Annotated in this window: 20 protein-coding genes; 9 read left to right on the plus strand and 11 right to left on the minus strand. The window is 64.5% G+C overall.

Annotated elements, in window-relative coordinates; genetic code table 11:
* Nucleotides 1-5: 5 nt before the first annotated feature.
* Both C4K40_RS12140 and C4K40_RS12145 read right to left on the minus strand, forming a co-directional pair.
* Nucleotides 6-713, minus strand: coding sequence for an NUDIX hydrolase (locus C4K40_RS12140; protein WP_022643812.1), 708 nt, complete (start codon nt 711-713; stop codon nt 6-8).
* Between the two features lies 1 nt (nt 714).
* Entirely contained in the window at nt 715-1,260 is a 546-nt protein-coding gene (locus tag C4K40_RS12145; protein ID WP_022643813.1) for an adenylyltransferase/cytidyltransferase family protein, read from the minus strand.
* A gap of 184 nt (nt 1,261-1,444) precedes the next feature.
* Between C4K40_RS12145 and C4K40_RS12150 the strand changes: the two genes are divergently transcribed.
* The 3 genes from C4K40_RS12150 to nadE are packed head-to-tail and all read left to right on the plus strand — an operon-like array spanning nt 1,445 to nt 4,178.
* Nucleotides 1,445-2,092, plus strand: a complete 648-nt coding sequence (locus C4K40_RS12150) for a nicotinamidase (RefSeq protein WP_053136194.1) — start codon at nt 1,445-1,447, stop codon at nt 2,090-2,092.
* 9 nt (nt 2,093-2,101) lie between these two features.
* Nucleotides 2,102-3,331 (plus strand): nicotinate phosphoribosyltransferase, encoded by a 1,230-nt coding sequence (gene pncB / locus C4K40_RS12155; RefSeq protein WP_053136191.1) that lies wholly within the window; start codon nt 2,102-2,104, stop codon nt 3,329-3,331.
* 1 nt (nt 3,332) lies between these two features.
* Nucleotides 3,333-4,178: an ammonia-dependent NAD(+) synthetase gene (nadE, locus tag C4K40_RS12160; protein ID WP_053136187.1), complete on the plus strand. Its 846-nt coding sequence runs from the start codon at nt 3,333-3,335 to the stop codon at nt 4,176-4,178.
* A gap of 131 nt (nt 4,179-4,309) precedes the next feature.
* On the opposite strand, the gene C4K40_RS12165 is transcribed toward nadE, so the two are convergent.
* The 6 genes from C4K40_RS12165 to C4K40_RS12190 form a co-directional block, all read right to left on the minus strand.
* A complete protein-coding gene (locus C4K40_RS12165) occupies nt 4,310-4,774 on the minus strand; it encodes a hypothetical protein (protein ID WP_053136184.1) in 465 nt (154 codons plus the stop codon).
* Nucleotides 4,771-5,157 carry a GFA family protein gene (locus C4K40_RS12170; protein ID WP_053136181.1) on the minus strand — a complete coding sequence of 129 codons (387 nt, stop codon included), beginning with the start codon at nt 5,155-5,157 and terminating at the stop codon, nt 4,771-4,773. The genes C4K40_RS12165 and C4K40_RS12170 overlap by 4 nt, the downstream gene beginning before the upstream one ends.
* Nucleotides 5,158-5,223: 66 nt before the next feature.
* The gene (locus tag C4K40_RS12175; RefSeq protein WP_053136178.1) at nt 5,224-6,537 is read right to left on the minus strand and encodes an FAD-binding oxidoreductase; all 1,314 of its coding nucleotides are present in this window, start codon (nt 6,535-6,537) and stop codon (nt 5,224-5,226) included.
* A 78-nt stretch (nt 6,538-6,615) separates the two neighbouring features.
* A complete protein-coding gene (locus tag C4K40_RS12180; RefSeq protein WP_053136175.1) occupies nt 6,616-7,980 on the minus strand; it encodes a glutamine synthetase family protein in 1,365 nt (454 codons plus the stop codon).
* Nucleotides 7,981-8,604: 624 nt separating this feature from the next.
* Nucleotides 8,605-9,264 carry an isoprenylcysteine carboxylmethyltransferase family protein gene (locus tag C4K40_RS12185; protein WP_053136172.1) on the minus strand — a complete coding sequence of 220 codons (660 nt, stop codon included), beginning with the start codon at nt 9,262-9,264 and terminating at the stop codon, nt 8,605-8,607.
* Between the two features lie 76 nt (nt 9,265-9,340).
* The gene (locus C4K40_RS12190) at nt 9,341-10,234 is read right to left on the minus strand and encodes a LysR family transcriptional regulator (protein WP_022643823.1); all 894 of its coding nucleotides are present in this window, start codon (nt 10,232-10,234) and stop codon (nt 9,341-9,343) included.
* 158 nt (nt 10,235-10,392) lie between these two features.
* On the opposite strand from C4K40_RS12190, the gene C4K40_RS12195 reads away from it, so the two are divergent.
* From C4K40_RS12195 to C4K40_RS12205, 3 genes are all read left to right on the plus strand, one after another.
* Nucleotides 10,393-11,034: a hydrolase gene (locus C4K40_RS12195; protein ID WP_022643824.1), complete on the plus strand. Its 642-nt coding sequence runs from the start codon at nt 10,393-10,395 to the stop codon at nt 11,032-11,034.
* A gap of 111 nt (nt 11,035-11,145) precedes the next feature.
* Nucleotides 11,146-11,724: an antibiotic biosynthesis monooxygenase gene (locus C4K40_RS12200; RefSeq protein WP_022643825.1), complete on the plus strand. Its 579-nt coding sequence runs from the start codon at nt 11,146-11,148 to the stop codon at nt 11,722-11,724.
* 28 nt (nt 11,725-11,752) lie between these two features.
* Nucleotides 11,753-13,603 carry an amidohydrolase gene (locus tag C4K40_RS12205; RefSeq protein ID WP_053136169.1) on the plus strand — a complete coding sequence of 617 codons (1,851 nt, stop codon included), beginning with the start codon at nt 11,753-11,755 and terminating at the stop codon, nt 13,601-13,603.
* A 173-nt stretch (nt 13,604-13,776) separates the two neighbouring features.
* Here C4K40_RS12205 and C4K40_RS12210 read toward each other — a convergent pair whose 3' ends face one another.
* Nucleotides 13,777-14,106, minus strand: a complete 330-nt coding sequence (locus C4K40_RS12210) for a hypothetical protein (protein ID WP_031321517.1) — start codon at nt 14,104-14,106, stop codon at nt 13,777-13,779.
* A 571-nt stretch (nt 14,107-14,677) separates the two neighbouring features.
* Between C4K40_RS12210 and C4K40_RS12220 the strand changes: the two genes are divergently transcribed.
* On the plus strand, nt 14,678-17,038 hold the full coding sequence (locus tag C4K40_RS12220; RefSeq protein ID WP_053136163.1) for a DNA polymerase II: 2,361 nt from the start codon (nt 14,678-14,680) through the stop codon (nt 17,036-17,038).
* Nucleotides 17,039-17,095: 57 nt separating this feature from the next.
* Here the strand turns inward: C4K40_RS12220 and C4K40_RS12225 are convergent, their stop codons facing one another.
* Complete coding sequence (locus C4K40_RS12225) at nt 17,096-17,392, minus strand: hypothetical protein (protein ID WP_022643829.1); 297 nt, start codon at nt 17,390-17,392, stop codon at nt 17,096-17,098.
* A gap of 270 nt (nt 17,393-17,662) precedes the next feature.
* Between C4K40_RS12225 and C4K40_RS12230 the strand changes: the two genes are divergently transcribed.
* A complete protein-coding gene (locus C4K40_RS12230; RefSeq protein ID WP_022643830.1) occupies nt 17,663-19,120 on the plus strand; it encodes a serralysin family metalloprotease in 1,458 nt (485 codons plus the stop codon).
* Between the two features lie 105 nt (nt 19,121-19,225).
* Here the strand turns inward: C4K40_RS12230 and C4K40_RS12235 are convergent, their stop codons facing one another.
* Complete coding sequence (locus C4K40_RS12235; protein WP_053136160.1) at nt 19,226-19,966, minus strand: hypothetical protein; 741 nt, start codon at nt 19,964-19,966, stop codon at nt 19,226-19,228.
* A gap of 204 nt (nt 19,967-20,170) precedes the next feature.
* Between C4K40_RS12235 and C4K40_RS12240 the strand changes: the two genes are divergently transcribed.
* Nucleotides 20,171-21,388 (plus strand): DUF2599 domain-containing protein, encoded by a 1,218-nt coding sequence (locus C4K40_RS12240; RefSeq protein WP_022643832.1) that lies wholly within the window; start codon nt 20,171-20,173, stop codon nt 21,386-21,388.
* Nucleotides 21,389-21,418: the final 30 nt, after the last annotated feature.

The raw sequence follows: 21,418 nt of genomic DNA on the forward strand, positions 1-21,418 counted from the left end.
GTGGGTCACTCCAGGAAGCAGCGATCGAACAGGTACACCTGCTCGGGTTTGAGGTTGTCCAGGGTCGCCTGGGGGCGGCCACCGTCGCCGCTCTTCTTGCGCCCGGTGTCGCGCAGGTAGCCGGCTTCGCTCATCTTCAGCAGGCGTTGGCGGATGCTGGTCTTGAGCACCGGGCGTTGCAGCACGGTGGAAAAGATCGCCACGGCCTCGGGGGCACTGAATTCGTTGCCGAGGAACATCAGCGGCAGGCTGCTGTACAAGGATTTGGACAGCAGTCGTTCATGGGCCTGGGCCACCAGGCTGTTGTGGTCGAAGGGCAGCTTGAAGGCGCCGCTGGCCACTTCCCGCAAGCTGAAGAAACCTTGCTGCGGGCCAGGCTGCACGGGTTCGCTGGCGATCCCCAGGTAGAAGGTCGAGGACGACCAGCAGCGCGGATCGCGAAAGGCATCGCCCACCGTGCCCACCTGTTCCAGCCAGGCCAGGGGCATGTCCACCTTGCTCGAGCGGCGCAGGCGTTCCACCGCGTCGTTCAGGCTGCGGTCCTCGACATCGCCGTTGACCACGATCCCGGGCAGCGCCCAGTGCCCGGCGAAGGGCTCGCTGTCCCGCTGGTGCAGGAGGATGTCCAGTTCGCCGCTGTCACGGTTGTAGCGCAACAGGCACAGGTCGATGGTGTGCAGGTAGGCGTTGGCGAGGGTGGGGCGGTCGTGCATATCAACTTCCGTGGACGGCGTAGAGGCCGTAGTTTAGCGGATTCATCCCCGGAGCCAGCCACTGGCTGGGCGGTGTTTCGCCACGAGCCAGGTATTGGCGCAAGACCGTGCTGCGCACGCCGGGCTGTTCCTCGATGCGCAGGATGGAAAAGCGCTGCAGCAACTCCTGGCCGCGATGGAACCTGGGCAGTTGCTGCGCCACATCTTCACCGACCACCAGGGCGATGCGCTTGCCCTCCAGGGCCAGGTCGTCGGCCAGGCGCTCGAGCAGGGTGATGCTGTACACCGGGCCGGGATCGGCCAGCGCCAGTGTTTGCTCCAGGCGGCTCACCGCCAGCTCGGCCGGGCATTGCGCTTGCAAGTGTCCGGTGATGGCCTGCAACCAGAGTGCGCGTTGTTCGAAGTCGGCCATGCGCTTGCCGTCGGGGTGGCGGAAGCTGGGCACCACCAGGACGCGCCGGGCATGGCGAGCAGCCTCGAGCATCACTTGGGCGTGTCCGGCGTGGGGCGGATTGAAAGCGCCGCCATACAGGGCCAGTTCGAACATCGGCTAATCCTCATTTGGTACATGACGTGTACTTTACCACTGCATTGCCCTGCTGCAACTGCTGTTTGAGGCGATTATTTAATTTGTGATTGATCTGGCGGCACTGAAAAAATCTGGAGCAGGGGGGATTGCCACAAAAGTACATGACGTGTACTTTGTACTCCATGCAGAGGAGAGACCCAGCATGAACAGCCAAACGATGAAGACCGCTTCTTTCGATGTCGATGCGCAAAAGAGCTTCACCCCGCTGTGCCCGGACGAGTTGCCGGTGGCCGAGGGCGACCGCATCGGTGGCGAGCTCAACTTCATGGCGACCCTGGCCAGCCTGCGCGTTGGCAGCAAGGACGCCCACAGTCCCCAGGCTCCCTGGGTGGTGGCCGGGCACGAGCAGATGCTGCAGCCCACTGGCCTGGAACACGCCGACCTGACCTGGGTCAGCCACTGCGTTCCAGGCACCGAGGGCTTCACCCTGCTGGACGAATTGCCCAGTCCCTATGACTACGACTACTTCGTGTGGAAGGGCGTGGAGCCGGACCTGCACCCCTACGGCGCCTGCTACCACGACCTGCACGGCAAGCTCTCCACCGGGGCCATCGAGTACCTCAAGAGCCAGGGTGTGCAGCGGGTCATCGTTGGCGGCCTGGCCCTGGACTTCTGCGTCAAGACCACCGCCCTGCAACTGGCCGCCGCCGGTTTCAAGGTGATCATCCACCTGCCGGCGTGCCGGGCCATCAGCGCCGAGGGCGCCACCCAGGCCATCGCCGACATGCAGCAAGCCGGTATCGCGATAGCCGCGACCCGCGAAGAAACCGCCAGCCTGGCCAGCGCTTGAGGAGTCACCATGGAAAGTGCATTTGACCGCGACAACGGCGTGATCCAGAGCCTGCTGGACACCGACTACTACACCTTCACCATGATGCAGGCGGTGCTGCACCAGCACCCCAATGTCGAGGTCGAGTATCAGTTCATCGTTCGCTCCAAAGAGTCCCTGGTGCACCTGATCCCCGAGATCCGCCAGGAGCTGGAGAAACTGGCCGATCTGCAGATGCGCGAAGGCGAGCAGCGCTTTTTGTTCAACAAGCGTTTTCGCGAATACCTGACCCCTGATTTCGAACAGTTCCTCGGGCTGTTCCGCTTCAACCTGCGCTACATCCATGTGGCCGCCATCGATGGTCAGTTGAGCATCCGCGTCCGTGGCCCGATGCTGCATTGCATCATGTTCGAGCAACCGGTGCTGGCCATGGTCAGCGAGCTGCGCAATCGCGACAAATACCCGGATGTCGAACTGGCGGATGTCACTCGCCGGCTCTACCAGAAGTTCGAATGGCTGGAGAAGAATGCCAGCCGCGATGAACTCGCCGAATTGCGGGTCTCGGACTTCTCCACCCGCCGGCGCCTGTCGTTCAAGGCCCAGCGCGAAGTGGTGAAGATCATGCACAGTGATTTTCCCGGGGTGTTCGTCGGCACCAGCAATGCGCACCTGGCCTACGAATTCGACCTGCCGCTGATCGGCACCATGGCCCACCAGTGGCTGATGGTGCACCAGCAACTGGGGCGGCTGCGGGAAAGCCAGAACGCCGCGCTGGAGAACTGGGTTCGCGAGTATCGCGGGCGCCTGGGCATCGCCTTGACCGACTGCATCAGCACCGACTTCTTCCTCAAGGACTTCGACCTGTACTTCGCCAAGTTGTATGACGGCCTGCGCCAGGACTCCGGGGACCCGCTGGTCTGGGCCGACAAGGTCCTGGCCCGCTACCGGGAACTGGGCATCGATCCGCGGAGCAAGGACCTGATGTTCTCCGATGGCCTGAACTTCGAGAAATGCCTGCCGATCCTGCGTCATGTGCGCGGCCAGGCCCGCTTCGGTTTTGGCATGGGCACCAGCCTGGCCTGCGATGTGGAGGGCGTGGAACCGCTGAGCATCGTGATGAAGCTGGTGCGGGTGCATGGCGAGCCGGTGGTGAAGTTCTCCGACGACCCGGTGAAGAACGTCTGCGAAGACCCATCCTTCCTTCGCTATGCGGCACAGGTATTCAACGTCGATCTTGCCAACTCGCCCCTGGAGGCCTGACATGACCCATCCGACCCAAGAACGTATCGCCCGGGAACTGGGCATCGACCGGCAACTGGTCGCTGGCGGCGAGCCTGCCGAGATTGCCCGCCGCGTGGCATTCATCCAGCAGGTCCTGGGTGATTCCGGTTGCCACAGCCTGGTGCTGGGCATCAGCGGCGGCGTCGATTCCCTGGTGGCCGGGCGCCTGTGCCAGCTGGCGGTGGAGCAGATGCGCGAGGCCGGCCATGGGGTGCGTTTCATCGCCATGCGCCTGCCGTATCGCCACCAGGCGGATGAACACGACGCCCAGGCTTCCCTGGAATTCATCCGCCCCGATGAGATCAGCACCTGCAATATCGCCGACAGCGTCGATGGCTTGATGCGTGAGGTGCAGCTCGACGGCCTGGAACCTTCGGCGGCACTCACGGATTTCACCAAGGGCAATGTCAAGGCCCGGGCCCGAATGCTGGCCCAGTACGCGCTGGCCAACCTGAGCAATGGCCTGGTGGTGGGCACCGATCATGGCGCCGAGGCGTTGATGGGCTTCTTCACCAAGTACGGCGACGGCGCTTGCGACCTGGCGCCGTTGTCGAGCCTGACCAAGACCCAGGTGCGGCTGCTGGCCGATGCCCTTGGCGCGCCCGGGCACCTGGTGCGCAAGGCGCCCACTGCGGACCTGGAGGAACTGGCGCCGGGCAAGCTGGACGAGGACGCCTATGGGTGCAGCTACGAGGAAATCGACGCCTACCTGATGGGCCAGCCGGTACCCGACACCGTGCGCCAACTGATCGAAAACGCCTACCAGCGCACCGCCCACAAGCGCGCCTTGCCCCGCACTCCGGCGCCACATACCCGGCCCCTTTAACCGCTGCCGAGCGGGCGAGGCTGTGACCGGGTGCGCAGCGCCCGCCAAACCTGGCGGTGGGGTACATCAGGCAAATTTCGGATATCCAGATGTGGCTCGTGCCGAGCCTGCGTCAGCGGCTACACGCGGTTTCAACCATCGCGCCACTTGTCCAGGGCCATACGGCAATCGGCGACCAGCTCGGGCATATGTTCCCTTGCCTCGGGCCAGCCCAGGTCCTCCAGCGCTTGCTGGGCCGCCTGGCGCAATGGCTGCCATTGCCGGTGTTCGAAACCATTGTCCTCGAGCGTCATGCCGTAGGCTTCCGGGCTCAGCCCTTCACAGGCCGTCAACAAGGCTTGCAGGTGCTGGTGCAGGGCCGGGTCCAGTCGTGCCGGGAAATCCCGCACGAAACGCTCCAGGTAATCCAGTTGATCGGACCACAGGTTGCATTCCGCGCAGCAACCGATCTCCACCCGTTGCTGGTCCGCATCCATGGCCAGGAACTCCAGGGCCGGTCCCAGTTCGCCCAGGAGGATGAGCCAGCGGTACTGGTCCTGGCCGTACCAGGTCCAGATATTCGTCGCCAGTTTTTCGTGGCCGCTGCCTGGGCTCATGGCGTTTCTCCGACGTGCCACCAGCGCGGTCGCTGGCTCTTGTAAGAGTGGTGGGTGGGCATCAGGGCCTTGCGGTTGTTGCTGTCGAACGTCCCCAGCAGCAGGGCGACCGTGGGTGCGTCGTCAATGGCGCCCAGGGAGCTGCCACACTGGGCACAGAACGCCCGGCTGGAATAGTCCGACGACCTGAACGTGCTCGGCGCGCCGCCCGGGCCAGTCCAGCGCACCCGCTCGCGGGGGAACTCGACCCAGGCCAGGGTCAGGGCGCCGCTATGGCGCTGGCACAGCTTGCACGAGCAGGTATGGGGATTGGCGGCAGGCCCCCGGGCCTCGAAGCGAATCTGCCCGCACAGGCAGCCGCCCTGGTACATCTCTGCGCTCATGCTGGTCCTCCTCCAGGGTGTGCCGTAGTGGCTGGAGGGCGAATCTAGCATGCCCTCCGACCGGCTTCAGCGCAGTTTTTCCAGCATCTGGTAATACCACATGCCAGCGGCCAGCATCGGGTTGCCCAGTTGGTCGCCGAACGGCACGCGGATGTGCTGGCAGGCGGCGAAGGTGTCATAGCGGCCCAGGTGGCCGGTCAGGGCCTCGGCCATGATCTCGCCCATGATGTGGCTGGTGGCCACGCCATGTCCGGAGTAACCCTGGCAGTACCAGACGTTGTCCGAGAGCTTGCCCAGTTGCGGGATGCGGTTGATCACGATGCCCATGGCGCAGCTCCACTGGAAGTCGATGGCCACGCCCTTGAGCGCCGGGAAGGTGTGCTCGATGCACGGCCGCAGCTCACCAGCGATATCCCGCGAATCCTTGCCGCTGTAGTTGGCGCCGCCGCCGAACAGCAGGCGGCCGTCGGCGGTCATCCGGTAGTAGTCGAGGACGAAGCGGCAGTCGTACACCGCCAGGTCCTCGGGGTTCAAGCGCCGGGCCAGGTCGCCCAGGGGCTCGGTGGTGACGATGCCACCCATGGCCGGGAAGATCTTGCCCTTGAGCTGTCCGGGCTCGAGCTTGTGGTAGACGTCGCCGGCCAGCAACACCTGGCGGGCCTCGATGCGGCCCTGGGCGGTGACCACCGCCGGCTGCGGGCCATGGACGATCTCCAGCACCGGGCTGTGTTCGAAGATCAGCGCGCCGAGGCTTTCGGCGGCGCGGGCCTCGCCGATGCACAGGTTCAGCGGATGCAGGTGCAGGTTGCGGGTGTTCTTGATCGCGCCGTGGTAGAGATCGCTTTCCAGCAGGCCGCGGACCTGCTCGCGGTCCAGCAGGCTGACCTCGTCGCCCATGCCACGCTCTACTGCTTCGTCGTAGGCGGCGCGCAACTCGGCCAGGTGCCCGGGCTTGTAGGCGGCATGCAGGTGGCCGTGCTTGAGGTCGCAGGCAATGGCGTATTTCTCCACCCGCTGGCGGATGATCTGGTGCCCGCGCCAGCGCAGGTGCCAGATGAAGTCATCCACCTCGTCGCCCAGGCTGCGGCGCATCTGCTTGCGCATGGCGGCATCGCCGGACAGGCTGCCGGTGACCTGGCCACCGTTGCGCCCGCTGGCGCCCCAGCCGATCTTGTGGCTCTCGACGATGGCCACCTTCAGGCCGCGCTCGGCCAGCTCCACGGCGCTGGCAACGCCGGTGAAGCCGCCACCGATGATCACCACGTCCACCTGCTGGCTGCCTTGCAGGGTCGGGTACTGGGTTTCCTGGTTGAGGGTGGCGCTGTAGTAGCTGGGGCAGCGCTCGGCTGCCGGGGTCCGCGGATCGAAGGCGGCGCTCATGGGAATATCCTCGCAAAAGAATGAACCGGGCCGCTGCTGGTAGGCAGCGGCCAGCAAGTCGGGTTGCCCGCAGGGGGCTCAGGCCTGGGTCAGGTACCAGCGCCAGTCCTGCTCGCCGACCTCGGCCATGAACTGGCGGTACTCGGCGCGCTTGACCGCCAGGTACACCCCGAGGAATTCGTCGCCCAGGGCCTCGCGGGCCCAGTTCGAGCGTTCCAGGGTGGTGAGCGAGGTCAGCCAGTCGGTGGGCAACAGCTCCTTGGCCTGGGCATAACCGTTGCCCTGTACCGGATCACCCGGGTCGAGTTGTTCAGCCAGGCCACGATGGACTGCGGCGAGGATCGCCGCGGCGGCCAGGTAGGGGTTGGCATCGGCGCCGCAAATGCGATGTTCGATGTGCCGGCTGTTGGCCGGGCCGCCGGGAACCCGCAGGCTCACGGTGCGGTTGTCGACACCCCAGGTGGGGGCCAGCGGTGCATAGCTGTTGGCCTGGAAACGCCGGTAGGAGTTGGCGTTGGGGCAGAACAACAGCAACGAGTCCAGCAGCGAGGCGAGCATGCCACCCACGGCCTGGCGCAGCAGCGGGGTGCCGGCCGGGTCCTGGTCGGCGAACAGGTTGTTGCCGGCGGCATCGGCGACGCTCACATGCATGTGCATGCCGGTGCCGGCCAGGTGGTCGAAGGGTTTGGCCATGAAGGTGGCCTGCATTCCATGCTGGTGGGCCACGGCCTTGACCAGGCGCTTGTAGCGTACGGCCTGGTCCATGGCGGCGAGGGCGTCGCCATGCTCCAGGGTGATCTCCACCTGGCCTGGGGCGTATTCGGAAATCGCCGTGCGCGCCGGAATCCCCTGCAGCTTGCAGGCGGCATAGAGGTCGGCGAGGAAAGGCTCGATCTGTTCCAGTTCCCGCAGGCCATAGACCTGGGTGGTACGCGGCCGGCCGCCGTCGGCATCCAGCGCTGGCTGTGGGCGGCCATTGCCGTCGCGCCTGGCGTCCAGCAGGTAGAACTCCAGCTCACAGGCCATCACCGGGTAATAACCGTCGGCCTTGAGCCGGTCGATGACCTTGATCAGCAGGTGGCGCGGGTCGGCGATGCTGGCGGGCATGCCCTCTTGCGGGTGCATGCTGACCTGCACCGCGGCAGTGGGGATCTGGCGCCAGGGCAGGCGCACCAGGCTGCCCGCCAGCGGGTAGGCACGGCAGTCGATATCACCCACGTCCCACACCAGTCCGGAGTTCTCCACGTCGTCGCCATTGAGGGTCAGGCCGAGGATGGTGCTGGGCAGGGGGCGGCCGCTTTCGTACACCGCCAGCAGTTCCTCGCGGTGCAGCAGCTTGCCTCGGGGCACGCCGTTGGCATCGAGGATGAACAGCTCGATCATGTCGATATCGGGGTTGGCGGCCAGGAAATCACGGGCCTCTTCGGGGGCGGCAAAATTCATTGTCGTTCTCGCTTGCGCCTTCAGGGCGCACAGGTTTTCTGGTCCTGCGACGACACCACGCATTGGGCGTTCGCAGGGACGCAAAACAGGTCTGGAGGGGGGATGCGCAACGTTGCGCGATCAGCCCAGGAGCGAGTGATCCGGAGGACGTGAGGAGTGGCGCAGGCGGGAACGGCACAGGGCCATGGGCAGGTTGACCAGGAGCTTCATGGGCAGGACCTGTCCAGCAGGTAATAACCGATGACGGCGGCGCGACCCTCATGGACCTCATGAGGGGGATGGGCGAAGTGGCTAAGGTGGCGAGCAGGCAGCGAACCCTGTGTGACGGCCATGCCCATGCGACCCTGGCTGCAAGCCGTGGGAGCGGGGCTGGTGAATCCGTGGTACGGGTTCGAGAGGTACATCGGCCGGTGATCTCGCTGTCGAGTTCGTTGTGCTTGTTCTTCCGGGTGCCCCTGGGGCAGCAAGCCCCGAGGCGAACCCATACTGCAAGAATCCTTTGGCCAATGTAAGGGGGTGGTGGAGTCAGTCAGCCCCGGCGAGCCGCCAGGGAACCGCTGCCAAGTCCCGGGCTAGAGCGCGGCGTTGACCGTGGCAAGGGTGTCTGATTTTTTTTACGGCATTTCAGTAGAGACCGGGCAACAAGCGCCAGCTGCGGGCGCAGTAGTCCTCGTAGGGCTGGCCGAAATGCTCGCGGAGCAGCGCCTCCTCGGCGTGGATCCGGGCAATCAGCGGCACCAGGGTCAGGGCCGCCAGCAACAGCCCCAGCCCGGAACGGAAGGCTAGGGCCCAGCCCACCGCGTTGACCAGCAAACCGAGGTAGCTGGGGTTGCGCAAATGGCGATACAGGCCGTCGGTCACCAGGCGGTGATCGGGCTGGATGGCCACCAAGCCGCTGAAGCGCCGGCCGAGGATGAACACCGGCCACAGGCGCAAGGCGCCACCGGCGATGAACAGCAGTGCGCCGAGCCAGCGCAGGGCCTCGCCGCCAAAGGTCCAGAACTCCAGGCGATCGCAATAGGCCGGCAGGAAACCGCTCGCCAGGCCGATCAGGCCGAACACCGGCAGCACCCAGCGATTGCCCCGGTCTTCCTGTTCGCCGCTGCTGAGGTTGACCTCGCTGTACAGCGAGGCCAGCACCATCAGCAAGGTGGCGATGGCGACCAAGGTCAGCGCCGGGTGGGCGAAGAACGCCGCGAAGCCGCCGCGTCCCCAGATCGCCAGGCCAAGGTAGGCCAGGGCACCCAGCAGGCTGGAGATGGCCAGTCGAGGAGAGATTTTCATGATGACCGCACAAGCATCAGGAACCTCCCTTGAGTGTAGGAGCGTGCTGGCTCGGCCAGGTGTGCGTTGGTCCGGTTCAGGCGCTGGGCTGGGCCAGCCGGCTCACCAGGAAGTCGATGAAGGCCCGGGTCTTCTGCGGTACTCGCCGGGCCGAAGGGTAGACCACGTTGATGCTGATGGGCGGCGCCTGCCACTGGCACAGCACCGGCACCAGGCGTCCTGCCTCCAGGGCCTCTTCGACGATGAAGTCCGGCAGCAGGGCGATTCCCATGCCTGCTTCGGCGGCCTGGGCCAACAGGTCGCCATTGTTCGCATGCAGGGGGCCGGTCGCATGCACCCGCTGGGTATCGCTGCCATTGCTCAACTGCAGGCTGACGCCACTTTGCAGGTAGCCGTAGCCGAGAAACCGATGGCTGCCCAGATCCTTGGGCTGGAGCGGCACGCCGGCGCGTTCCAGGTAGGCGGGGGAGGCCACCATGATCCGTGGGGCCGGCGCCAGTTGCCGGGCCACCAGGGAGGAATCCGCCAGGCTGGCGATCCGCAGGGTCACGTCGAAGCCGCCGCGCACCGGGTCCACTTGCTGGTCGCTGAGCACCAGTTGCAATTCGATCAGCGGATGCAATTCATGGAACAGCGGCACCAGTGGCCCGAGCCGGCGCAGGCCGAAGGACATCGGCGCATTGACCCGCAAGACTCCGCGCAGCTCGGCGTTGCCGTCCCGGGCTCGCTGCTCGGCTTCGTCCACCGCTGCCAGCACTTCACGGGCGGATTCGTAGTACTCGGCGCCGGTCTCGGTCAGGCGCAGGCTGCGGGTGGTGCGCTGCAGCAGTTGCACGCCGAGGCTTTCCTCCAGGGCCTGGATCTGCTTGCTGACCTTGGAGCGGGGCACGTCCATCGCCCGTGCGGCGGCGGCAAAACCGCTTTCGTCGACGGTGGCGACGAAGGCGCGCATGCATTCGATACGATCCATGATTGTCCCTATTTTGGAATCAATGATTCTCGATTTTAGGGAATTGTTCCTGTTTCAGCCAGGACCTAGATTAACCACCAAGCCGGCCCCACAGGACGCTCCCAGCGCCATCAGCCGGTCATGTTTGCCCTTCACCCTGACTGCAAAAGGAACGCGCCATGTCCATTCGTGAACTGCTCACCCCGAACAACTCGGCCCTGATCTTGATCGACCACCAGCCGCAAATGGCCTTCGGCGTGCAATCGATCGACCGCCAGGCGCTGAAGAACAACACTGTGGCCCTGGCCAAGGCCGCCAGGATCTTCAACGTGCCGAGCATCCTCACTTCGGTGGAGACCGAGAGTTTCAGCGGCTACATCTGGCCGGAGCTGCTGGCGGTGTTTCCCGAGCAACAACCCATCGAGCGGACCTCGATGAACTCCTGGGAGGATCGCCACCTGGTGGCGGCCGTGCAGGCCTCCGGGCGCAAAAAACTGGTGATGGCGGCGCTGTGGACCGAGGTCTGCCTGACCTTCCCGGCCCTGGAGGCACTGGCCGAGGGCTATGAGGTGTACATCGTCACCGATGCCTCCGGCGGCACCAGCCAGGAAGCACACGACATGGCGGTGCAGCGCATGGTCCAGGCCGGCGCGGTGCCGGTGACTTGGCAGCAGGTGCTGCTCGAGTACCAGCGCGACTGGGCCCGCAAGGATACCTACGACGCGGTCATGGCCCTGGTGCTGGAGCACAGCGGCGCCTACGGCATGGGGGTCGATTACGCCTACAGCATGGTGCACAAGGCCGGGCAGCGCCGCTTGTAGTCCCTGGCCGCCGCAGCGCCAAGGCGCTTGGGCGGCGGTTTTCGAGATTGTGCGGCATGGGGCGAGTCGCTCCCCGCCGTTGTTCCTTCTCCTGGCAGTGTGGAGTCGCAGATGAACATCGAACTTACCGACGGCGTGGTGACCTTGCTGGTGCGCCATCGAGTCAAGCAGGGCCAGGAACAGGCCTATGAAACCTGGCTGCGGCAGATCATCGCCAAGGCCCGCAGTTATCCGGGACACCTGGGCATCGATGTGGTGCGCAGCCACAGTGATGGCCTCGGGCTCTTCACCAGTGTGTTGCGCTTTGCCAGCACCGAGCAGTTGCAAGACTGGTTGGACTCCGCCGACCGCCGGCAACTGGTGCAGCAGGCCCAGCATCTGCTGGCCGATGGCGACCAGACCGAGGTCAATGTCGAGCGCGAGTTCTGGTTCACCCCCCAGGACGGTGCCGCGCCGGCCCCGCCGCCGCGCTGGAAGCAGGCGTGCGTGACCTTCCTGGTGATCCTGCCGCTGACCTTCCTCGTGCCGCAGCTGTGGAAGCCGCTGTTCGCCTGGCTGCCCTGGCTTGGCGGTTACGTGCCAGCCAATGTGCTGATCACCCTGAGCATCGTGCTGCTGGTGGTCTACGTTTTCATGCCTCGGGTCACCCGCCTGTTCAGCCGCTGGCTGCAACCGCGCGGTGCGGCCTGAACCTTTTCGCTTCAATCGGAGCTATGCCATGAACCACAACGCAATTGCCGATCTGATCCTGTTCAACGGCCGCCTGCACACCGTGGACCGGGCCAACCCCCGGGCCACTGCCGTGGCGATCAAGGACGGGCGCTTCATCGCCGTGGGCGACGATGCCCAGGCCATGGCCCTGCGCGGCAGCAGCACCCAGGTCATCGACCTCAAGGGCTGTACGGTGATCCCTGGCCTCAATGACTCGCACCTGCACTTGATCCGTGGTGGCCTCAACTACAACCTGGAACTGCGCTGGGAAGGCGTGCCATCGCTGGCCGATGCCTTGCGCCTGCTCAAGGAACAGGCCCAGCGCACCCCGGCGCCGCAGTGGGTGCGGGTGGTCGGTGGCTGGAACGAATTCCAGTTCGCCGAAAAACGCATGCCGACCCTGGAGGAGTTGAACCAGGCGGCACCGGATACCCCGGTATTCGTTCTGCACCTCTACGACCGGGCGTTGCTCAACCGCGCCGCGCTGCGGGTGGTGGGCTACGATCGCCATACGCCGAACCCGCCGGGTGGCGAGATCGTCCGCGATGGCAACGGTAACCCCACCGGCATGCTGATCGCCCGGCCCAACGCGATGATCCTCTACGCCACCCTGGCCAAGGGGCCCAAGTTGCCGCTGGAGTACCAGGTCAACTCCACCCGCCAGTTCATGCGTGAACTCAATCGCCTCGGAGTCACCAGTGCCATCGACGCGGGTGGCGGCTTCCAGAACTACCCGGACGACTACCAGGTGATCGAGCAACTGGCGGCCCAGCAGCAATTGACGGTGCGCATCGCCTACAACCTGTTCACCCAGAAACCCAAGCAAGAGCTGGCGGACTTCAAGAACTGGACCAGCAGCGTGCGCTACGGCCAGGGCGACGACTTCCTGCGGCACAACGGGGCAGGGGAGATGCTGGTGTTCTCCGCCGCCGATTTCGAGGACTTCCTCGAGCCGCGCCCCGATCTGCCTCAGGACATGGAGCAGGAGCTGGAGCCGGTGGTCCGCCATCTGGTGGAGCAGCGCTGGCCGTTCCGCCTGCATGCGACCTATGACGAATCCATTTCGCGCATGCTCGATGTTTTCGAAAAGGTCGACCGCGATATCCCCTTCAACGGCTTGCCCTGGTTCTTCGACCATGCCGAGACCATCAGCCCGCGCAATATCGAGCGGGTCCGGGCCCTGGGCGGTGGAATCGCGATCCAGGACCGCATGGCCTTCCAGGGCGAGTATTTCGTCGACCGCTATGGCGCCAAGGCGGCCGAGATGACCCCGCCGATCCAGCGCATGCTCGCCGAAGGCATTCCAGTGGGCGCCGGTACCGATGCCACCCGGGTCTCTAGCTACAACCCCTGGACCTCGTTGTACTGGATGGTCAGCGGCAAGACCGTCGGTGGCCTGGCTCTGTATCCCCAGGGCCTGGATCGCGATACCGCACTGGAGCTCTATACCCACGGCAGCGCCTGGTTCTCCTCGGAACAGGGCAAGAAAGGCCAGCTCAAGGTCGGGCAACTGGCGGACCTGGTGGCCCTGTCGGCGGACTACTTCAGCGTCGAGGAAGAGGCGATCAAGTGGATCGAGTCGCTGTTGACGGTGGTGGATGGCAAGGTGGTGCATGCCGCCGGCGACTTCCACTCGCTGGCGCCGCCCAGCTTGCCCGTGACGCCGGACTGGTCGCCGGTGGCCAAGGTGCCGGGGCACTGGAAGCCTACCGCACCGTTGTCGGCCCAGTTGCACCAGTGCAGCGGTCCTTGCGCGGTGCATGCCCACGGGCACGAGCGGGCGCGATTGGCCAAGGTGCCGGTGAGTGATTTCCAGGGCTTCTGGGGGGCGTTCGGTTGTTCGTGCTTTGCTTTCTAGAGCCGCTGTTTATCAAAGTACGAATCACGGTGACCATGGATGCAGGATATCCAGGAAATCCACTTCGCCAGTAGCCGGCTAGTTTCATGAGGCAATAAAAAGGGCGCTCTCGAAGAGCGCCCGTTTTTATTATTGTTTCATTGTTTGGTTATCGGCCAGCTAATGGCCGTTTATTAGCAAAACCGATCGATGACCCGAACTTCCGAGTTGCCGCGCAACGATTGCCATTCGGTCTTCAGGGTCTCCAGGACCCGGCCGATGAAGTCCTTGTCGGCGGCGGCCTTCTTGCCGACGTAGCCCTGGCCGCGGCGGTACATCTTCAGGCGGGCCGCCAGCTCTTGGTTGTTACGGTCGAACTCTGCTTCATGGTTATGGGGCGACAGGCAGTCGATATGCACTTGACCCGACTTGGCGACCCACAGGATGTGGCTGTCGTGGCTGTCTTTGCGTGCGGCGAACATACGTGCCAATTCATCAATAGTGGGTTGGTTGTTAAGATTCATTTGTAGCCCCCTTGACCATTCATCGATCTATCTAAGTTGTTTCGCTAATTCATCTTGCTACTTCGGTAAGTTGAACCCTGATACCGGAAACAGGGCGACAGAGGGTGTCTGTCGGATACAGATAAGGCCCAGAGCCTGATGTGTGTAGTTACCTTGATCAACTGCTACGCAGAGAGCGTCACAACGATAGAAAAGCAGCATGAACCTGGATGAAGCTGCCGACATTCCCACCATCGGCCACAAGCATCTTGAAGAGTTCTCGCCGGCTTTCCCGTCGAATCGAGGACGGTCAATGCCAGGTCAGTTTCATCAATCTGCCTTGTGGGCAGTACACATCCGGGTCGACAGCTCGGCGGTCAGACGAGCTTGCTCATAACACCTTTGCCTCATCCCCCGATCGGGGGGACGCCTGCATCATGCAAGGGCGCAATCCGCTCGTCAACGGTTTTGTAGTGAAAATTTTCAAGCACTACATATTGTCCGACAAAAGCCGCAAAGTCATCATCCAGGCCCCCAAGCAAGGCCGGGACAGGTAGAATCGGCGCCTTGAATCGGCTCTGAGGTTGCAACGGTGGATGTACAACAAGGCTTCGTCCTGACGCGGCACTGGCGCGATACGCCAGCGGGCACGGAAGTCGAGTTCTGGCTGGCCACCGACCAGGGCCCGCGCCATCTCCGCTTGCCATTGCAGACCTCCGTGGCGTTCATCCCGGCCGTGCAGCGACCCCAGGCCGAACGCTTGCTGGCCGACGACCCGGACGTCGAGCTGCGCCCCCTGCAACTGCGCGACTTCCACCAGCGTCCGGTCATGGGCCTGTATTGCCCGCAGCACAACCAGTTGATCCGCCTGGACAAGACCCTGCGCCGCGCCGGGGTCGATGTGTTCGAGGCCGATATCCGGCCGCCGGAGCGCTACCTGATGGAGCGCTTCATCACCGCGCCGGTAGAGTTCAATGGCCAACCGGGGCCGGATGGGCTGCTGCTTGATGCGCAGTTGAAACCCGCCGCCGACTACCGCCCGCAGCTGCGCCTGGTGTCCCTGGATATCGAGACCAGCGAGCGCGGCGAACTGTATTCCATCGCCCTGGAAGGCTGTGGCCAGCGCCAGGTATACATGCTCGGCAAGGCCCGCTCCGACGACAGCGCGGTGGACTTCAACCTGGAGTTCTGTGCCAGTCGCGAGCAATTGCTGGAGAAGCTCAACCAGTGGCTGGCCGAGCACGACCCCGACGCGATCATCGGCTGGAACCTGGTGCAGTTCGACCTGCGGGTACTGCATGAACATGCCCGGCGCCTGGCGGTGCCGCTGCGCCTGGGCCGTTGTGGCGAGGAGATGCACTGGCGCGAGCACGCCACCCACAACCATTACTTCGCCTCGGCGGCGGGGCGCTTGATCATCGACGGCATCGAGGCTTTGCGCTCGGCCACCTGGAGCTTCCCGTCCTTCAGCCTGGAAAACGTCGCCCAGACCCTGCTCGGCGAGGGCAAGTCGATCGACAACCCCTACCAGCGCATGGACGAGATCAACCGCATGTTCGCAGAGGACAAGCCGGCCCTGGCCCGCTACAACCTCAAGGACTGCGAATTGGTGACGCGGATCTTTGCCAAGACCCAGTTGCTGACCTTCCTCCTGGAGCGCGCCACGGTCACCGGCTTGCCGGCCGATCGCAGTGGCGGCTCGGTGGCCGCCTTCACCCACCTGTACATGCCGCTGATGCATCGCCAGGGTTTCGTTGCCCCCAATCTCGGCGAGTTGCCACCCCAGGCCAGCCCTGGCGGGTTCGTCATGGATTCGCGGCCCGGCCTCTATGAATCGGTGCTGGTGCTGGACTACAAGAGCCTGTACCCCTCGATCATCCGCAGCTTCCTGATCGACCCGGTGGGCCTGGTGGAAGGCCTGCGCCAGAGTGACGAACAGCATTCGGTGGCGGGCTTTCGCGGGGCGCGTTTCTCCCGTACCCGGCATTGCCTGCCGGCTATCGTCCAGCGGGTGGCCGAGGGTCGGGAAGTGGCCAAGCGCGAACACAACGCGCCGTTGTCCCAGGCCCTGAAGATCATCATGAACGCCTTCTACGGCGTGCTGGGTTCCAGTGGCTGCCGCTTCTTCGATCCGCGCCTGGCTTCGTCCATCACCTTGCGCGGGCACGAGATCATGGCCCGCACCCGGCAGTTGATCGAGGCCCAGGGCCACCAGGTGATCTATGGCGATACCGACTCCACCTTCGTCTGGCTGGGCAGTTCCCATGACGAGGAGCGCGCCGGGCAGATCGGCCGGGCCCTGGTGGCCCACGTCAACCAGTGGTGGCGCGATCACCTGCGCGAGCAGTACGGCCTGGAAAGCGCTTTGGAGTTGCAGTTCGAAACCCACTACAAACGTTTTCTGATGCCCACCATCCGCGGCGCCGAGGAGGGCAGCAAGAAGCGCTACGCCGGCCTGGTCCAGCGCGCCGATGGCAGCCAGGAGATGATCTACAAGGGCTTGGAGACCGTGCGCACCGACTGGTCGCCGCTGGCCCGGGAATTCCAGCAGGAGCTGTATCGACGGATCTTCCATCGCCAGCCCTACCAGGACTATGTGCGCGACTACGTGCAGCGCACCCTGGCTGGCCAGCAGGACGATTTGCTGATCTACCGCAAGCGCCTGCGCCGGCCCCTGGACGACTACGAGCGCAATGTCCCGCCCCATGTCCGCGCGGCGCGCCTGGCCGATGACTACAACCGTGAGCAGGGCCGGCCACTGCAATACCAGCGCGGAGGCTGGATCAGCTACGTGATCACCCTGGCCGGTCCCGAGCCCCTGGAGAACCGCCGCGCCGCCATCGACTACGAGCACTACCTGACGCGCCAGTTGCAGCCAGTGGCGGACGCCATCCTGCCTTTCGTGCAGGACGACTTCTCGACCCTGGTGGGCGGGCAGATGGGCTTGTTCTGAGAGAACCCGACACCCACCTGCGAGCTGTCAAAACGGCCAGCGAATGAGTTTCAGGGATCAGTCGTCGACGGCTTCGCACACGAGGTTGGTGCCGTGCTTGCCGCTGTACTTCACCGTGACCGACTCGTCGTCCTCGACACTGATGGACAGGGTGGCCTCCGGGATCCTGGCCTGGAAATGCCGGTCATCCACGGCAATGCTCTGCACTGCCTTGCCGTTGATGTAGACCGGCCCGCCCTGGTCGGCACTGACCGCCAGGTTGCCCGGGCAGGCGACGTTGAACAGTGGCACGCCTTCGGCACAGGCTGCACCGGCGACGCTCAGCAAAGCGCCCAGCAACAGGATCTTGCGCATTACGGACTCCTCGTGAAAGGGACGGGCACGATGTGGCCAGCCCCGGACAAGTGCCTAGCCTATCGCCGGCGCGATGCGCGCGCGAGGGGGGAAATCGACCCCACGCCAGTGGAGTTTTCACACCGTGGTCGGGCGAAGAAAACCATGGACTGGTCGCCGATCACTGTGGCAGCGTTCCAACGCCTCTTTGGGCGAGTGATAGGACGATCTCGCAGGCGGGGTCGTTTGTGTTCTATCGAACATCATCTTGTTTGGAACAAGGACGTAGCAATGTCAAAGACACTGTCAAAAGCACTGTCGGAAATCACCTGGAACTGGGCCGACCAGGCCGCACAAGCCAGCAACGCCTACCAACAGGTACAGGCTTTCAGCCACCGCTATGACCGGGGTGGCAGCGATCTGGTGAACGGCAAGCCGTCGTTCACCGCCGACCAGGCCGCGGATGCGATCCTGCGCAAGAACCTGTCCTGGCACGACAAGAACGGTGACGGCAAGATCGACCTGACCTACACCTTCCTCACCGAGAAACCCGCCAACTACAACCCGTCCCTGGGTACCTTCAGCCAGTTCAGCGCCTTGCAGAAGGCCCAGGCCGTACTGTCGATGCAGTCCTGGGCGGATGTGGCCAACGTCAGCTTCACCGAGGCGGCCAAGGGTGGCGACGGGCACATGACCTTCGGCAACTACAACGTCAGCACCGGCGGCGCGGCCTTCGCCTACCTGCCGTCCGGTGGCAGCTACGACGGCCAGTCCTGGTACCTGATCAACAGCCAGTACCGGGTCAACGAGACCCCCGGCACCGGCAACTACGGGCGCCAGACCCTGACCCACGAGATCGGCCATACCCTGGGCCTGTCCCATCCGGGTACCTACAACGCCGGCAATGGCAACCCCACCTACAAGGACGCCAGCTACGCCCAGGACACCCGTGGCTACAGCCTGATGAGCTACTGGAGTGAGAGCAACACCGGGCAGAACTTCACCAAGGACGGTAGTGGCGCCTATGCCTCGGCACCCTTGGTGGACGATATCGTCGCGGTGCAGAAGCTCTACGGCGCCAACTACCAGACCCGTGCCGACGACACCGTGTACGGCTTCAACTCCAACACCGGCCGGGACTTCTACAGTGCCCACTCCAACAGCGACAAGCTGGTGTTCGCAGTCTGGGACGGCGGCGGCAACGACACCCTGGACTTCTCCGGCTTCAGCCATAACCAGAAGATCAACCTCAATGCCGGTGCCTTCTCCGACGTTGGCGGCCTGGTGGGCAACGTTTCCATCGCCTATGGCGTGACCGTGGAGAACGCCATTGGCGGTTCCGGCAACGACCTGCTGATCGGCAACGCAGCGGCCAACGTGCTCAAGGGTGGTGCCGGCAACGACATCATCTACGGTGGTGGCGGCGCCGATACCCTGTGGGGCGGAAGCGGGGCGGACACCTTCGTCTTCGGCGCGGCGTCGGACTCCACCGTCAACGCACCGGACTGGATCATGGATTTCACCAGCGGCCAGGACAAGATCGACCTCACCGGGATCCCACAGTTCGCCACCGGTGGCGCAGCCCTGAACTTCGTCAAGGCCTTCACCGGCCATGCGGGCGACGCGATCCTCAGCTACAACGCCGGCACCAACCAAAGCAGCCTGCTGGTTGACCTCACCGGCCACGGCACGACGGACTTCGCCGTGGGCATCGTCGGCCAGGCAGCAACGACCGACATCATCGCCTGATCGATCAGGTCCAGTGGAGCGGCGCGCGATGCGCCGTTTCCACTCTGTCGGCCAGGGCCGCCACCTGCTCGGTAGCAGCTCGGCCGCCACATGTTTCCCCGGCGCTCAGTCGCCGCCCCCGCCGCCACAACCGCCGCCCCCGCAACCACTGCTGTCGCCGCCGCCATCGCTGCTGCCGCCATCGCCGCCGAAGCGCGAGCTGTCGCTGTCGGAACTGCTGGGGGACGAGTCGCTGTCCGCAGAGCTGCCGTGCAGGTCGCTGCCGCAATGCACCACAGTGCTGCCGGCGCTGCTATCGGCCAGGCGCCGCAGGGACTGGCAGTCGGCGACGTAGTGAAAGCCCTGGGCGATCTGCAGCTTGGTATCCAGGGCGAACAGCAACGGCAGGCGGCTGGGGCGGGCGGGGTTGATGTTTTCCTCGCGGCACGCCTGCTGCCAGGTCCGGCGCAGGCCGGCGTCGCTCCGGCGCTCGGCATTCTGGCCCAGGGCCGCCGCCGGGGCGTGGTGCAGGAACTGGCCGAAGGCCTTGTGGCAGAACGCCTGGTACTCCCGGGTATGGAGGATGAACTCATGCCACAAGTCGTCCACCACCTGGGAGGGCATCGACACATAGCGCTGGCCGCTCTTGAGGTAGGCCAGGAAGAACTGGCGCAACCCCTGGGCCACCAGCTGGCAGTCCTTGAGGGTCAGCTGGGGATGCCGGGCCCGCAGGGGCGTGAACAAGCCGGGCGGCAGGCTGAAGTCGCGGATGAAAGCTTCGCGGCGCAGCGCCACCAGGGCTTTCTGCCGGCGCCAGAACAGCAGGGCCAAGGCCAGGGCCGCCACTGTGGGAAAGATGAACAGCATGCAAGGTCTCCCGCGCAAAAGTGCCGAGACAGTGGCGCAAAGTCGCGCTTTGTTCAAGTCGCGCAGCGCTGATCCCAGGGCAGCGGCGATTGGGGACAGCCAGCGGAAAAACCCCGTTGGCGCAAGGTCGCGCTTCTATCCTCTGGCAGGCGCCGGTCGCGCTGGCGACCGGCCAGGGAACTCACTCCACACGGAAGTCATGTCATGAAACTCAGCATCTCCTTCGCCATGGGCCTGGCCGGCCTGTGCCTGTTGCCCACTGTCCAGGCCGACCAGGGCAGCGATACGGTGGCCCGTCTCAACCAGCTGTACAACGACACCCGCCAGGACTGTGGCGGCCCGTCCAAGCCGGCGTTCCTCTGCTCGGGGGTGCTGTTTCGCGCCACCTGGCCCTCCACCGACTACCAGTTCTACAGCATCAGCCCGAAAAGCCAGGCCAGTGGCGGTGTCTCGGCGTCCTACCTGCGCAAGGACTCCAAGTTCCGCAAGCTGGCCTACGGCCTGCAGAGCGGCTTCATCTTCGACACCATCTTCGGCAACCCCAAGGATCACCAGGACTACGCCGTGCTGTGTTCCTTCCCCATCGATGCCGCCACCGACGATCGCCAGCAGCAAGGCTGCACCGACTCGCGGCGCACCCCCGGGAGCGTCGAGAAATACTGCCACGAGATCGGCGTGACCACCGCCGAGCAATGGGGTGCCAACTACCGGCAGAATCGAGGCGATCATTCGCGCCAGTGCTCCTTCGACGTGCGTGACGAACGCAATGCCGCAGCCGGCCCGGCGTTCTACCAGAGCATCCGCTCCATGGCGCAGATCGCCGCCGAATCCTTCGGTACCCAGAACGAACTGCGCCTGGCCAAGTGGGAAGAAAAACCGCCGCAGTCGCCGTCGATCCTGGCGCTGTTCTACACCGAGGACGGCGGCCTGGAAGGCGCGCGCCTGAACCAGATCCAGTGGTACCAGGCGGTCCGGCAATACCTGCCGGTGATCAACATGAAGCTGCCGCAGACACCCCAGCAGGAGGCGAGCTTCGTCTACGACAACAAGAAGCAGGTGATCTACCCCATCACCGAAAAGAACAGCTGCGAACGCTATGTGCAGAGCGCTACCTGGATCGAGCGCGACGACCCGGGTTTCGGCAAGAAGATCATGACCCTGGAAGTCACCCCCACCGATTGCGGACGCAAGGTCCAGGACAACCAGACCAACAACTTCTTCAACGAGTTGGCCAGTGACCATTACCTGGACGCGCAGTGGAAGAACAACCCGGACAACCGCGACAGCAGCGTGGGCAGCATGCGCCGCCAGCTGGTCTGCCACTTCAACATCGCCCGGGACAAGCCGCAGTGGAACCTGGAGCCCTCGCGCCCCTACACCTCCAATGAGGACTCCATCGCCAAGGGCTGCAACAACATCTGAGTGAGCCGGCCGCCGGCCAAGGGCCGTGCC

It is taken from the genome of Pseudomonas sp. CMR5c, assembly GCF_003850545.1.
Lineage (GTDB): Bacteria > Pseudomonadota > Gammaproteobacteria > Pseudomonadales > Pseudomonadaceae > Aquipseudomonas > Aquipseudomonas piscis.

Excerpts from the sequence above, each read along its gene's own strand:
- C4K40_RS12200 (WP_022643825.1), top strand. The coding sequence starts at position 11,146 with ATGAACATCGAACTTACCGACGGCGTGGTGACCTTGCTGGTGCGCCAT.
- C4K40_RS12140 (WP_022643812.1), bottom strand. The coding sequence starts at position 713 with ATGCACGACCGCCCCACCCTCGCCAACGCCTACCTGCACACCATCGAC.
- C4K40_RS12180 (WP_053136175.1), bottom strand. The coding sequence starts at position 7,980 with ATGAATTTTGCCGCCCCCGAAGAGGCCCGTGATTTCCTGGCCGCCAAC.
- C4K40_RS12175 (WP_053136178.1), bottom strand. The coding sequence starts at position 6,537 with ATGAGCGCCGCCTTCGATCCGCGGACCCCGGCAGCCGAGCGCTGCCCC.
- C4K40_RS12230 (WP_022643830.1), top strand. The coding sequence starts at position 17,663 with ATGTCAAAGACACTGTCAAAAGCACTGTCGGAAATCACCTGGAACTGG.
- C4K40_RS12240 (WP_022643832.1), top strand. The coding sequence starts at position 20,171 with ATGAAACTCAGCATCTCCTTCGCCATGGGCCTGGCCGGCCTGTGCCTG.
- C4K40_RS12225 (WP_022643829.1), bottom strand. The coding sequence starts at position 17,392 with ATGCGCAAGATCCTGTTGCTGGGCGCTTTGCTGAGCGTCGCCGGTGCA.
- C4K40_RS12235 (WP_053136160.1), bottom strand. The coding sequence starts at position 19,966 with ATGCTGTTCATCTTTCCCACAGTGGCGGCCCTGGCCTTGGCCCTGCTG.
- C4K40_RS12210 (WP_031321517.1), bottom strand. The coding sequence starts at position 14,106 with ATGAATCTTAACAACCAACCCACTATTGATGAATTGGCACGTATGTTC.
- C4K40_RS12185 (WP_053136172.1), bottom strand. The coding sequence starts at position 9,264 with ATGAAAATCTCTCCTCGACTGGCCATCTCCAGCCTGCTGGGTGCCCTG.
- C4K40_RS12145 (WP_022643813.1), bottom strand. The coding sequence starts at position 1,260 with ATGTTCGAACTGGCCCTGTATGGCGGCGCTTTCAATCCGCCCCACGCC.
- C4K40_RS12190 (WP_022643823.1), bottom strand. The coding sequence starts at position 10,234 with ATGGATCGTATCGAATGCATGCGCGCCTTCGTCGCCACCGTCGACGAA.
- C4K40_RS12165 (WP_053136184.1), bottom strand. The coding sequence starts at position 4,774 with ATGAGCCCAGGCAGCGGCCACGAAAAACTGGCGACGAATATCTGGACC.
- C4K40_RS12150 (WP_053136194.1), top strand. The coding sequence starts at position 1,445 with ATGAACAGCCAAACGATGAAGACCGCTTCTTTCGATGTCGATGCGCAA.
- C4K40_RS12170 (WP_053136181.1), bottom strand. The coding sequence starts at position 5,157 with ATGAGCGCAGAGATGTACCAGGGCGGCTGCCTGTGCGGGCAGATTCGC.
- C4K40_RS12205 (WP_053136169.1), top strand. The coding sequence starts at position 11,753 with ATGAACCACAACGCAATTGCCGATCTGATCCTGTTCAACGGCCGCCTG.
- C4K40_RS12195 (WP_022643824.1), top strand. The coding sequence starts at position 10,393 with ATGTCCATTCGTGAACTGCTCACCCCGAACAACTCGGCCCTGATCTTG.
- nadE (WP_053136187.1), top strand. The coding sequence starts at position 3,333 with ATGACCCATCCGACCCAAGAACGTATCGCCCGGGAACTGGGCATCGAC.
- pncB (WP_053136191.1), top strand. The coding sequence starts at position 2,102 with ATGGAAAGTGCATTTGACCGCGACAACGGCGTGATCCAGAGCCTGCTG.